Below are 13647 nucleotides of genomic sequence, written 5' to 3'. Positions count from 1 at the left end.
CCTAATACAGTTAGGAAACGCAACGCGTCCCTTTATTTACCTTAAATTTGAATAAAAGGAATAACTTGATTGATGAATGTAAAATAAAAAAATTTTAAAGTGTTAAAAACGATTGATAACCCTTGGTGTATCAACATTTCCGGAGGGAGTCTCGCCGTTTCCCTGCGCCCCTATACTCCAACAAAATCTCGAAATCAAGTCTTCGACTTTACGGCCCTATAATTGAACTGGTCTCTTATAAAAAACAACAACGTTTAACAAAGCTAAATAAAAAGGATGGTTCTCCTTATTGGGAGGAACCATCCTTTTTTAGTTTCTTGATATAAGCCGGATCGGGAGTGACGAACAATGTTTGCTGGTTATCATAGATGACATAACCAGGTTTTGCGCCGGAAGGCTTTTTCACATGCCTGATTAACGTATAATCGACAGGCACGGAAGAAGACTGGGAGGATTTACTGAAATTAGCAGCAAGCTGTGCCGCTTCTAACAGTGTGTCTTCTGATGGATCATGCGACCGGATTACTACGTGTGAACCAGGGATGTCTTTCGTATGAAGCCAGACATCATTTTTATTTGCCATACGGTTGGTCAAATATTCGTTTTGCTTATTATTCCTGCCTACATAGATGGTTGTTCCATTACTGGCGGTGAAGGTTTCCGGTTCTGGTGTCTTCGGTTTCTTTTTTCGCTTATGTGTTTGCGGCTTTTTCTTCAGATACCCTTCTTCGCGTAGTTCTTCTCTGATTTCTTCAATGTCTTGTTCCCTTGCTTTTTCTACCTGCTGGATCAGTTGATCGAAATAGTCGATTTCCGTTTCTGCTTTTTTGATTTCTTCCTGGACGACTTGCTTGGACTTTTTCATTTTTTGATAAGTTTGGAACAGGTTCTGAGCATTTTCACTCGGTGTCTTATTAGGGTTCAGTTCAATCATGATCGTCGGCTGCTCTGGATCATAATAGTCGACAACTTCAACTTGTTTATCCCCTTGTTTTACTAAATGCAGGTGAGCGGTCAACAGCTCGCCCTCTTTCTGATAGTCAGCGGCTTTTTCCGCTTTCTTTAATGTCTGTTGATGCTTTTTGATTTTACGGATATTTTTTTCGCGTTCATTTTTCAAAAAGCGGTACAAGTCTCCAGCCTGTTGTTTGACACGGTCACGTTCTGCTTTTCCAGAATAGTAGGAGTCCAGCATCGTGCTGACCCGTTCGAATTCCTCTGCCTCCCCTTCGACTGTGGAAAGCGGCAGGACGTAAAATTGTTCTTTCTTACCATGATAAATATGTGGTTGATAATCATGTTCCTGCAATTTTTGCTGGAACTGTAGGAAAGCTTCCTGATAGGCGTTGGATGAGCCTAAATGAGCCTGGTGGGCGAGTTCCTTGGTAATCAGTGGGGAACATCCCATTAAAACATCCAGCATCTGCCGGTCCATTTTTCCTGCATTGAAATCAAGCTTCCGGACGAAAGATTCGCCATCAAGCTCTAATGGATTGACTTTCCCTTGATCCGGGGGGGATTTATAAGGCTGTCCGGGCATAACTGTCCGGTGCCTGTTCTGCGATGGTGGAAGATGCTTGATACTATCCAGGATATGTCCTTTTTCTTCGTCTACTAAGATGATGTTACTGTGTTTTCCCATCACTTCAATAATCAGGATTTTCGTTGTTTCATCTCCAAGTTCATTTCTTGTTTTCACATGAAAACGTACAATCCGTTCCATATCCACCTGCTCGATTTTCTCAATGAATCCACCAGTTAAATGCTTTCGAAGGAGCATACAAAACATCGGTGGTTCTTTCGGGTTATAGTAGTTATCATCCGTCAGATGAAAACGGGCATAGCTCGGATGAACAGATAAAAGTAACGAATGGTTTTTCCGACGGGATCTCACGGTGAAAACCAGTTCGGTTTCAGTTGGTTGATAGATTTTCATAATTCTTCCTGTGGTAATAGCCTGTTCAAGTTCGTGGGTTACAGCTCGAGTTACTATTCCATCAAATGACATAGGGATTCACCTCTCAATGTTGCTAGTATAGCATGTTTCCCCGAATCGTCTCTATCATCAGGCGTGTTTTTCATAGCCATTAAGAAGGTCTTTTTGTTAAAATGGTAATCAGCATGGAAACATATTGAGTTGACGGGTGTGATTTTATGGTAACAAGTATGACAGGATATGGAAGGAAAACGGTGGAGTTGGGAGAAGCGCGGTTAAGCCTGGAAGTAAGATCCGTAAATCATCGTTTTTTGGATATCTCCACAAAGATGCCGCGTACATTTTTATTTTTAGAAGATAAAATGAAAAAAGTGATTCAGCAATCAATCCACCGTGGGAAAATTGATATTTTCCTATCCATTGAAGGCGAAGGCCTGGGAAAGCGTGAATTGAAGCTCGACTGGGATTTAGCAGATCAATATTTCAGCCGTTTAAAAGAACTTAAGTCCCATTATGCATTGACTGGTGATGTTACGGTTGATATGGTAACTAAATTGGATGACGTATTTCTTGTACAGGAACAGGAGCACAATGAAAAGCAATGGGAACAACACGTGCTGTCTACCCTGGAAGCCGCTGTCTTAAAGCTGATGGAGATGAGACAGCGCGAAGGTGATGCCTTGAAGCGTGATATGCTGAATCGGCTTTCGAATATCCAGCAGATAGTTGAGGGTATTGGTGAGCGAAGGGAAGGGGTCATTGAGGCCTATCGGGATAGGATCAAGCAGCGAATCAAGGAATATATCCAGGAAGAACTGCATGTCGAAGACTCCCGCATTCTACAGGAGGTTGCCTTGCTGGCTGAAAAAGGGGATATCACGGAAGAGATCACACGGTTATTTTCCCATATCGAACAATTTGTTGATACATTAGAGAAGCCGAATGCCATCGGACGCCGGTTGGATTTCATCGTTCAGGAAATGCACCGGGAAGTAAATACCATCGGTTCGAAATCAAATGATGCCAAAATCAGTGAATGGGTGGTATTATTAAAAAGTGAGATCGAAAAAATCAAAGAGCAAGTTCAAAATGTGGAATAAGGTAAAAAGCTATTGATGAACTGCCTGCATGCCGGTATTATATTGTTTTTCACCAGCGGTACGATGGAGCCACCTCCTTCACCAGCTTGAAAAACACAGCCAGGAATCATACAATTTACACTGCTTGCATTTTTTCCTTATAATATAAGTAATGCAAAGAGAACGTGTCATGGAGGAGGAACTGTTTTGAGTCTAAAGTTAATTAATATAGGTTTTGGAAATGTCGTCTCTGCCAACCGGGTGATTTCTATCGTTTCTCCGGAGTCCGCTCCGATTAAACGTATTATTACTGTTGCAAGGGACAATAATAAATTAGTAGATGCTACATATGGCCGCCGTACACGTGCAGTCATCATCACCGACAGTGATCACGTCGTCCTCTCCGCTGTTCAACCGGAAACAGTAGGACAACGGGTGATCAGTCACGACGATATATCTGATGAAAACTAGGAGGACATAAAGTGATTGAAGAGAAAGGTATTTTATTCATTCTCTCAGGTCCGTCCGGCGTTGGAAAAGGTACTGTCAGGAAGTCCCTATTCGAGCAGTCGACCGATTTGAGATATTCCATATCAATGACCACCCGGGGAGCCCGGGAAGGGGAAACCGACGGCGTCGATTATTTTTTCAAGAGCCGGGATGAATTTGAAAGATTGATAGCTGAAGGTAAATTGCTCGAACACGCGGAGTATGTCGGTAATTATTACGGCACACCGCGGGAGTACGTCGAAGAAACCCTGGAAAATGGAAAAGACGTATTTCTGGAAATCGAGGTCCAGGGAGCCTTGCAGGTCAAACAAAACTTTCCACAGGGAGTATTCATTTTCCTGATTCCACCAAGTCTTGAAGAGCTGAAAGACCGTATCGTCAGCCGCGGTACAGAAACCGAAGAAAAAGTGAAAAACCGGCTGCATACAGCAAGAGAAGAAATTGAGATGATGGATGCTTATGACTATGTTGTCGTCAATGACGAAGTAGACAATGCGGTCAAAAAAGTCCAATCGATTGTTATGAGTGAGCATTGCAAACGAGAACGCGTCGCAAAACAATACAAAAAAGCATTGGAGGCTGGTCAATCATGATGTTAGAACCATCAATCGATTCCTTACAAAAACAGATTAAATCAAAGTATACGCTTGTTACGTTGTCTGCCCGCAGAGCTCGTGACTTGCAGCAGGAAGGCGAGCCGATGATAGAAAAACCACAGTCCCATAAATTCGTCGGCATCGCGCTGGAGGAAATTCGCGAAGGCAAGCTGACTTATTCCTTCGCCGACGAAATCCAGGAACGCCAATTTTAATTTTGTCTCTGTAAAAATTGTTGTTGAATTTTCATAAACGCCTGTTTGGAATCGATTTTCTCTAATTCTATCCAGAAAGTTAAAAATAATGTTCAGATATCCATTTGTGTACCTTTTGCAGAATGCTCCAAGAGGGTTTAGTTACTCCCATGGTAATGGGGTCTTGGAAATAGTGAGACTCCTGCGGGAATGGATAGACTGGCAAGACCCCGCAGAGCTTTAGCTCGAGGAGGCTTGCCGTCTTCCCCGCGGAAAGCGAGCTATTTCCAAAGACCCCATCCGCCAATTAAAATGCAATGATATCAATGTTCAACAAACAGGAGCTTAATCGTTAAATCAGCATGTGGTTTAACAAAGCCTAGTTTTAAAAGCGAAAGTGCACATTTTACAAGGGTACGTGACAGTCAAAATTTTTAGTATGATGAAAAGCCGCGCTAAGTACAGCATTGAGCGCGGCTTTCCTTATAGTTATTAACTAATCGACAAAGTAGTAAAGGGAGAAGATGGTTATGCTCAAGGGAAAGCGGATTGTACTCGGAGTTTCCGGAGGAATCGCCGTTTATAAAGCTAGTGCATTGACAAGCAAGCTGGTCCAGGCGGGTGCTGAGGTTAAAGTAATTATGACAGATAGTGCCAGGGAATTCGTTACGCCGCTGACGTTCCAGGCCTTATCGCGCAATCCAGTCTATACCGATACCTTTGATGAAAAAGACCCCCGCTATATTGCGCATATAGATCTGGCAGATTGGGCGGATTTATGTTTGATTGCACCAGCTACTGCTAATATTATCGGTAAGCTCGCTAATGGGATTGCGGATGATATGCTTTCCACGACTCTGCTTGCGACAGAAGCGCCTGTCTATGTAGCACCAGCGATGAATGTACATATGTATGCACACCCCGCTGTTATCAAAAATATGACCACGCTGGATCAATGGGGCTACAAATTCATAGAACCTGGGGAAGGATACCTTGCTTGCGGCTATGTTGGCAAAGGACGACTGGAAGAGCCGGAAACGATTGTACAAGTATTAGAAAATGTCGACTCCCCTGGCTGGCTGCACGGGAAGCGCGTATTGGTCACGGCTGGACCAACCAGGGAAAAGATCGATCCGGTCCGTTACTTCACAAACCCGTCTTCCGGTAAAATGGGCTTTGCTTTAGCAGAAGAAGCAGCAAGGCTAGGTGCAACGGTGACTCTGGTTGCAGGACCAGTGCAGTTGGAAACGCCTGCAGGGGTGAACCGGATTGATGTGACCACAGCAGAGGAAATGTATCAGGCAGTCCTCGCTAATAACAAGACGCAGGATATTGTCATTAAATCGGCTGCTGTCGCTGATTACCGTCCGGCAGTCACTTACGATAAAAAAATGAAAAAACAACCTGGCGAGTATGTCGTTGAAATGGAACGGACGAAAGATATACTGAAGAAGCTGGGTGAAGAAAAGGAACGGCAATTCCTCGTAGGTTTTGCAGCGGAAACGGACACCCCCGTCCGCTATGGGAAGGAAAAGCTCGAAAAGAAAAACCTCGATGCCATTGTTATTAATAATGTGGCTGCTGAAGGGGCAGGGTTCGGACATGATACGAATAGAGCGGTATACATCAACCATAAGTTCGAGGAAACAGAACTGCCGATGATGACTAAAAAACAATTGGCACAAACCATATTCAACCAGATAAAGTTGGATTGGAACCATGAATAATATAGACATTGCCCGCGTCGTCGTGGATGTCCCCTCTTCACAGACCAACCGCCCCTTTGATTATCGAATTCCAGATAAATATCAAGGTATCGTCCAGCCAGGTGTCCGGGTCATCGTTCCATTCGGTCCACGGAAAGTGATGGGGTATGTTGTAGCCCTCACCGGTGAAAGTGAGTTCGATAAACTGAAGCCTGTGTCCGATGTACTGGACCTTACTCCGATTCTAACGGAAGAACTGATCGGACTCGGAAAATGGCTGACAGAACAGACGTTGAGCTTCTATATTTCATCTTTCCAGGTTATGTTGCCACAGGTACTTAAGGCTAAATATAGAAAAGAGTTATGGCGCCAGGATGAAGAGCTGCTCCCTGAAGCTTTAGAGCAGCTTTTTGCCAGCCGCGACGTGATTGATTTTGAAGAATTCGAGCAGGCAGGCATCAGTTATCACCAGCTGCAAAAAACGATTCATGATGGCCTGATTGATGTCCATTACGAGGTCAAAAGCAAGGAAACGAAGAAAACGACCAGAATGATACAGCCAGGAAAAGAACCACTGGAATTAGAAGAAGCGACGATTGATTTGCCGAAGCAGGCAGTGAAGCAAAAAGAAATTGTCCAATATTTTATTGACAACCCTGAACCTGTATCTCAGAAGTATTTGTTGCAACAATTATCGACTACCCGTGCGTCATTGAAGCCATTAATAGAAAAAGGGCTTCTGGAGGAATTCAAACAGGAAGTCTACAGGGACCCTTATCAAAATAGAGAATTCGAACGTACCGAGCCGTTTGCCCTGACAGAAGAACAGCAGGAAGCGATTGCTCCAGTTTTGACCAGTATTGAAGAAGACCGTCATGAAGTGATGCTGCTGCACGGCGTTACAGGAAGTGGTAAAACGGAGGTTTACCTGCAGTCGATACAACAGGTGATCGATAAAGGCATGGAAGCAGTCATGCTGGTTCCTGAGATTGCGCTGACCCCACAAATGGTTGAGCGTTTTAAAGGGAGATTCGGCTCCCGGGTTGCTGTCATGCACAGCGCCTTATCAGCAGGAGAGAAATATGATGAGTGGCGGAAAATTCAACGGAAAGAAGTTCAGGTGGTGGTGGGTGCCCGCTCGGCCATCTTCGCTCCCTTTACGAATCTTGGCATTATCATTATTGATGAAGAGCACGAAACAAGCTATAAACAAGAAGATCACCCCCGATACCATGCAAGGGACGTTGCCATTTACCGCGGAGAACGCCACCAGTGTCCAGTCGTACTTGGGAGCGCCACGCCTACGCTTGAAACATTTGCTCGTGCTAAGAAAGGGAACTATCGACTGTTGACACTTTCGAAACGGATGAACGATGCCACGATGCCGGAAGTCGAGCTGGTCGACATGCGGGAGGAGCTGCATGCCGGCAACCGCTCGATGTTTTCCCGGGCGTTGATGGAAAGTATTGAGGAACGTTTAAGGCGAAAAGAACAGGTGGTTCTATTTTTGAACCGGCGCGGCTATTCGACATTCGTGATGTGCCGGGATTGCGGGTATGTCAGCGAGTGTCCGCACTGTGATATCGCGCTCACGTATCATCGCAGACAGGAACGGTTAAAATGCCACTATTGTGGCTATGATGAAGCCCTGCCGAGCAGGTGTCCGGAATGCGAAAGTGATTCGATCCGCTATTTCGGGACCGGGACACAAAAAGTGGAGGAAAACCTGCAACAATTGCTGCCGGAAGCAAGAGTAGTACGGATGGATGTTGATACGACCAGAAGAAAAGGCGCCCATGAAAAGCTGCTGTCCCAATTCGGCCGGGGCGAAGCAGATATACTATTAGGGACACAAATGATAGCCAAAGGTCTGGACTTCCAAAACGTGACACTGGTGGGGGTGCTGACAGCAGATTCTCTATTGAATCTTCCTGATTTCCGTGCTGCTGAAAAAACGTTTCAATTATTGACCCAGGTCAGTGGGCGCGCCGGGCGGCATTTGAAGCCAGGCGAAGTGATCGTTCAGACTTATACACCGGAACATTACAGCATTGAGCTCGCCAGTCAATATGATTACACGCAATTTTTCAACCATGAAATGAAACTCCGAAAGGCATTTCAATATCCGCCTTTTTATTTTTTGACGTTGATTACCGTTTCCCATCCTAATCAATTGAAAGCCCAGGAGGTCACCCAGAAAATATGCAAGTTCCTGAAAGGAAAGCTGTCAGATAGAGCCACCATTCTCGGACCCACCCCTTCTGCACTTGCACGGATCAAAGATAGATATCGGTTTCAATGCATGATAAAATACAAGCAAGAACCAGAGCAGCGGAAATTATTAAAAAAAGTACTGCATTACTATGATGAAGAAATCAGAAAGAATGAGCTGCAGATTTCGATTGATTTTCAACCATATCAGCTCATGTAAGAAGGGAGCCGCCAAACATGACAAAAATCGCATTTATGGGAACCCCGGATTTTGCCGTTCCCGTATTGGAACAATTAATCAACGACGGGTATGAAATCGTACTTGCCGTCACACAGCCGGACCGGCCAAAAGGAAGAAAAAAGGTCATGACCCCGCCGCCTGTAAAAACAGCCGCCGAAAAACATGGCATCCCTGTCTTTCAGCCGGAAAAAATCCGTGATGAATATGAAAAAGTCCTCGCTTACGAGCCTGATTTAATCGTTACTGCTGCCTTTGGACAAATATTACCGAAAGCGTTATTGGAAGCACCCAAACATGGCTGTATTAATGTACATGCTTCCTTACTTCCTGAACTGCGTGGAGGTGCGCCGATCCATTATGCTATTCTGCAAGGGAAAGAAGAAACTGGTGTCACCATTATGTATATGGTTGAAAAGCTGGATGCCGGTGATATTCTTTCTCAGGTCAAGGTAACGATCCAGGAAGAAGACCATGTCGGTACCTTACATGACAAACTGGCTGAAGCGGGAGCTGCGTTATTGCATGACACACTTCCGGCATTGCTGGCTGGTGAGATCGAACCGGAAAAGCAGGAGGAATCATCAGTCACCTTCGCGTCCAATATTAAACGAGGGCAAGAGGAAATCGATTGGAGCAGTGACCATCTATCCGTCTATAATCAGATACGCGGGTTGCATCCCTGGCCGGTTGCCTACACTTATTGGAGAGGTAGACCGATGAAAATTTGGTGGGGTGAAAAAACAAGTGTGCCTGGAAACGGCGAGCCAGGTGAAATCGTCGATATCCAGGAAGACGGTTTTGTCGTTACTGCCGGTGACGGAAAAGGACTCAAGATAACGGAATTACAGCCTTCAGGAAAAAAACGGATGTCAGCGGTCGATTTCCTGAATGGGGCAGGAAGTCAGCTGGAACGAGGCGAAAAGTTAGGAGAAGCCAATGAGTAAATATGTGTTGCGAGAAACAGCCCTGGATCTGCTGACAAGAATCGGCGATCAAGGAGGCTTCAGTCATGTTTTGATTGACCGGGCCATGAAAGAAGAGAAGTTGTCAGAGCGTGATGGCGCCCTTTTGACGGAAATTGTATATGGAACACTGCAGCGTCGCAACCTGCTGGCTTATTCTGTCGATGACAGGATCAAAGGGAAGAAAAAGGTGAAATCCTGGGTGAAATGGCTGCTTTATATGTCTGTATACCAAATGCAGTTTTTAGATAAAGTACCGGATCATGCCATTATTCATGAAGCCGTGGAGATTTCAAAAAAACGAGGACATAAAGGGATCGCTTCTCTGGTTAATGGAGTTTTACGTAATATTCAGCGGGAAGGTGTGCCGGATACCAGTAAAATCGACGACCCCGTCCAAAGGCTTGCTATCGAAACCAGCCATCCGGAATGGCTCGTGGCCAGTTGGATAGATATGTATGGGCTGGAAACAACTCGTGATATGTGTAACACCAACCTGACACATAAGGTTGTCAGCGTCCGTGTGCAGCCGATGAAAGCCGACAGAGAAGAGGTCATCAAGCAGTTGACCAGGGATGGATTGGAGGTAGAACCTTCCAAACTTTCTCCCCAGGGAGTTTTAATTCATAAAGGCAACATACTAAAACATGGTTTATTCCGAAATGGTATCGTGACGATCCAGGATCAAAGTTCCATGTTAGTCGGAGAGATGATGGACGTCCAACCGGGAATGGAAGTACTGGATGCCTGTAGTGCTCCTGGCGGCAAGACTACGCATATTGCTGAAAAAATGCAAAATGAAGGCAAGGTTATCGCTTACGATCTCCATGCCAAGAAGGCAAAATTGGTTTCCGAAAAAGCGAAACAGCTCGATCTTCACATCATTGAAGCGGAACAGGCGGACAGCCGCGAGCTTGGTGATAAACACCAAGTGGAAAGTTTCGACAGAATCCTGCTCGACGCTCCCTGTTCCGGGCTTGGCGTTCTTCGCAGCAAGCCGGATATCAAGTATCATAAGCAGGAAAAGGACATATTGGTTCTGTCATCCATACAGGACGAATTGCTCGAAAGCATGGCCCCCCTTTTGAAAAAGGGTGGCAAGCTGGTATACAGTACATGTACAGTTGACCAACGGGAAAATGAAGATGTCATCCAAAGGTTTTTAAACAACCATCCTGAATATACGATTGACCCATCTTTCAACAGGGACCTTCCAGGTGAGTTGCGCGAGGCACCAGGACTTAGCGAATATGGTTTGCAGCTATTTCCACAGCATTATGATACCGATGGGTTCTTTTTGACAAGGATGATCAAGCTTGATTAAATCAGGAATAAATAGTAACTTAGCGTAACAGAAGACGAGGTGAAATGATGAACGGTTATTTTTTGACAGACAGGGGCCAGGTGCGAAATCATAATGAAGATGCAGGAGGCCTTTTTGTTAATGGTCGTCACCAGACGCTTGCCGTTGTAGCGGATGGAATGGGCGGCCATCGAGCTGGGGATGTGGCAAGCGAAATGGCTACATCCTACTTACATAACCATTGGCAGAGTGCTGATAAAATTACATCACCAGACCAGGCAGAATCGTGGTTAGAGCAAGCGATTCATTCTATTAACCAGACGATTCTGGATTATTCAAGGACCAATGAGGAATGCAAAGGGATGGGCACTACCATCGTTGCTGCCATTTGTACGACTGAGTTCATTACTATCGCACATATTGGAGACAGCAGGTGTTATTTAGCGAATCATTATGGGTTCAAGCAGGTGACCGAAGATCATTCCTTAGTAAATGAGCTGGTCCGTTCCGGCCAAATAACCAAAGAGGATGCGGAGCAGCATCCGCGTAAGAATGTGTTATTGAAGGCGCTTGGCACAGAGCCGGACCTGACAATTGATATAAAGACATTAGGTTGGGAACAGGATGACGTCCTGCTGCTCTGCAGTGATGGGTTGACCAATAAGCTGAATGACGAGGAATTGTTTGAATTGGTGAAAAATCCACTGGAGCTGGAAGAAGCGGCTAACAAACTGGTTCAAATTGCAAATGAGCGTGGTGGAGAAGATAATATAACCCTTGCTCTTGTCCATTTTGACCACTCGAATGAGAAAGAGGGTGGCTCTTAATGCTGAACAACCGCCTGTTGAACGAACGATATTTGATCAAAGAGATGATCGGCGGCGGCGGGATGGCGAATGTCTACCTGGGAAAAGATACGATTCTGGAACGCGAAGTAGCGATTAAGGTACTGCGGCTGGAGTACGGTAATGATGAGGAATTCATCGCCCGGTTCCACCGGGAAGCTCAATCGGCCACCAGCCTCTCTCATCCGAATATCGTCAATATCTACGATGTTGGTGAAGAAGACGATATCTATTATATGGTGATGGAACACATTGACGGGATGACGTTAAAAAAATACATACAGCTTCATAGTCCTGTGGAAGTTACCGAGGCTATTGATATTATGCGGCAAGTCACTTCCGCCATCGCTCATGCACATGATAACGAAATCGTTCATCGGGATATCAAACCAGAAAATATTCTAATCGACCATTACGGTCAAGTGAAAGTCACCGATTTTGGGATTGCCATGGCTCTAAGCGCTACAGCGTTAACTCAGACCAACTCTATTCTAGGTTCCGTCCACTATCTCTCACCAGAACAGGCAAGAGGTGGGGTCGCTACTAAAAAATCAGATATTTATTCCATGGGCATCGTCATGTTCGAGCTATTGACAGGACGTCTTCCGTTCTCAGGTGAGTCTGCTGTATCTGTGGCATTGAAACATTTGCAAAATGATACACCATCATTGAAAAGATGGAACCCTGATCTACCACAAAGTGTCGAGAATGTCGTATTGAAAGCGACAGCTAAGGATCCTCTCCAACGTTATGCGAATGTACATGAGATGGAAGATGATATGGAGACCGCATTGGATCCTGCACGAATCGATGAAGCCCCTTTTGTGATCGAAGATGATTTGGATGAGAAAACGAAGGCGATACCAGTCATTACAAAAGAGGCGTTTGAAAATAACCATAATGATGAAACGATTGTCCATACCAACGGCAAAAGCCATGCCACAAAGCCAGTAGAAGTCGTGGCTGATAAAAAAAAGAGCCAGCCGGTCAAGAAAAAAGAAAAAAAGAAAAAGAAAAAGAAGGTCTGGCCATGGCTATTAACCATATTTCTAATTCTGTTAGCTGCAGGGGCAGCGGCTTTATTTGTTCCAGGATTAATAGAGCCGAAAGACGTCGAAATGATTGATGTCACGGGTATGGAATATGAAGAAGCATATAGTGAACTTAGAAATTTGAACCTTCAGGTAGAAAGAGAAACCGTTTTTTCTGATACAGTGGAAGAAGGGTATGTAGTCAGAACGGATCCAGAAGCGGGCGAAACGATCAAAGAAGGTGCAACCGTCACTGTTTACTCCAGCGACGGAAAAGAAAAAACTACGTTCGGAGACTATGTCGGTGAAAATTATGAACAAAAGAAAGCGGAATTAGAAGCGAAAGGCTTTTCCAATATAAGGACTTTTGAGGAATACTCTACCGAATATGAAAAAGGGATCATCATGGATCAGATTCCACAGGAAGGCCAAGAAGTTGTCCCTGAAGGCACACAAATTGTGTTTACGGTAAGTAAAGGACCTCCTCCTGTCGAATTAAAATCTTTAATTGGGTATACCCAGTCTGAAGCGGAGTCCTATTTAGAAGAAAACAACTTAGATGTAGAAGTACAGCAAGCATATTCGGATAACACAGGTAAAGGAAAGGTAATGTCTCAGGATCCTTCATCAGGGACAGTGGAGCAAGGGTCAACCGTTACGATCGTTGTCTCTATGGGACCGGAGGCCAAACCACGTACCCACACCGAAACAGTTACGGTGAAATATGAACCTCCTGAAGATGAAACGCAAAACCAGGACAATCCGGAACAGGACGATGAGAATCCGGATGGAGAAAACCAGGATGGTGAAAATAAAGACAACCCTCCAGAAGAAGAACCACCTGGACAGGAAGTGATCATTTATGTGCAGGATAATGATTCCAATGGGGAAGAGGTATACGAAAAAGCGACCATTACGGAAGATACGGAATTCAAGGTTGAAATGAGTATAGCTCCTGGTTCAGAGGCCAGTTATCGAGTCCTCCGGGACGGCGAAATCTACGAGGAACAAACGATTCAGTATTAGGATGGTG

Annotated in this window: 11 protein-coding genes; 10 read left to right on the top strand and 1 reads right to left on the bottom strand. The window is 44.9% G+C overall.

Annotated features, from left to right (window positions below):
• Nucleotides 1-286: 286 nt before the first annotated feature.
• A complete protein-coding gene (locus BLV00_RS20740) occupies nt 287-2008 on the bottom strand; it encodes an Rqc2 family fibronectin-binding protein (RefSeq protein WP_093046820.1) in 1722 nt (573 codons plus the stop codon).
• A gap of 146 nt (nt 2009-2154) precedes the next feature.
• On the opposite strand from BLV00_RS20740, the gene BLV00_RS20735 reads away from it, so the two are divergent.
• From BLV00_RS20735 to pknB, 10 genes are all read left to right on the top strand, one after another.
• Nucleotides 2155-3036, top strand: a complete 882-nt coding sequence (locus tag BLV00_RS20735) for a YicC/YloC family endoribonuclease (RefSeq protein WP_093046819.1) — start codon at nt 2155-2157, stop codon at nt 3034-3036.
• A gap of 186 nt (nt 3037-3222) precedes the next feature.
• Nucleotides 3223-3486, top strand: a complete 264-nt coding sequence (gene remA / locus BLV00_RS20730; protein WP_028782721.1) for an extracellular matrix/biofilm regulator RemA — start codon at nt 3223-3225, stop codon at nt 3484-3486.
• An 11-nt stretch (nt 3487-3497) separates the two neighbouring features.
• Nucleotides 3498-4118: a guanylate kinase gene (gene gmk, locus BLV00_RS20725; RefSeq protein WP_093046818.1), complete on the top strand. Its 621-nt coding sequence runs from the start codon at nt 3498-3500 to the stop codon at nt 4116-4118.
• The gene (gene rpoZ, locus BLV00_RS20720) at nt 4115-4336 is read left to right on the top strand and encodes a DNA-directed RNA polymerase subunit omega (RefSeq protein ID WP_093046817.1); all 222 of its coding nucleotides are present in this window, start codon (nt 4115-4117) and stop codon (nt 4334-4336) included. The genes gmk and rpoZ overlap by 4 nt, the downstream gene beginning before the upstream one ends.
• 509 nt (nt 4337-4845) lie before the next feature.
• Nucleotides 4846-6042 (top strand): bifunctional phosphopantothenoylcysteine decarboxylase/phosphopantothenate--cysteine ligase CoaBC, encoded by a 1197-nt coding sequence (coaBC, locus tag BLV00_RS20715; RefSeq protein ID WP_093046816.1) that lies wholly within the window; start codon nt 4846-4848, stop codon nt 6040-6042.
• 1 nt (nt 6043) lies between these two features.
• On the top strand, nt 6044-8452 hold the full coding sequence (gene priA, locus BLV00_RS20710; protein ID WP_093046822.1) for a primosomal protein N': 2409 nt from the start codon (nt 6044-6046) through the stop codon (nt 8450-8452).
• A 17-nt stretch (nt 8453-8469) separates the two neighbouring features.
• Entirely contained in the window at nt 8470-9417 is a 948-nt protein-coding gene (gene fmt, locus BLV00_RS20705; RefSeq protein ID WP_093046815.1) for a methionyl-tRNA formyltransferase, read from the top strand.
• Nucleotides 9410-10759, top strand: a complete 1350-nt coding sequence (gene rsmB, locus BLV00_RS20700; protein WP_093046814.1) for a 16S rRNA (cytosine(967)-C(5))-methyltransferase RsmB — start codon at nt 9410-9412, stop codon at nt 10757-10759. The genes fmt and rsmB overlap by 8 nt, the downstream gene beginning before the upstream one ends.
• Nucleotides 10760-10806: 47 nt before the next feature.
• A complete protein-coding gene (locus tag BLV00_RS20695; protein ID WP_093046813.1) occupies nt 10807-11565 on the top strand; it encodes a Stp1/IreP family PP2C-type Ser/Thr phosphatase in 759 nt (252 codons plus the stop codon).
• Nucleotides 11565-13640, top strand: coding sequence for a Stk1 family PASTA domain-containing Ser/Thr kinase (pknB, locus tag BLV00_RS20690; RefSeq protein WP_093046812.1), 2076 nt, complete (start codon nt 11565-11567; stop codon nt 13638-13640). The genes BLV00_RS20695 and pknB overlap by 1 nt, the downstream gene beginning before the upstream one ends.
• Nucleotides 13641-13647: the final 7 nt, after the last annotated feature.

Origin of the sequence: Thalassobacillus cyri, assembly GCF_900107755.1 — a bacterium.
Lineage (GTDB): Bacteria > Bacillota > Bacilli > Bacillales > Halobacillaceae > Thalassobacillus > Thalassobacillus cyri.
Note: the sequence above shows the minus strand (reverse complement) of the source record. Positions and strands in the feature narration are given on the sequence as shown.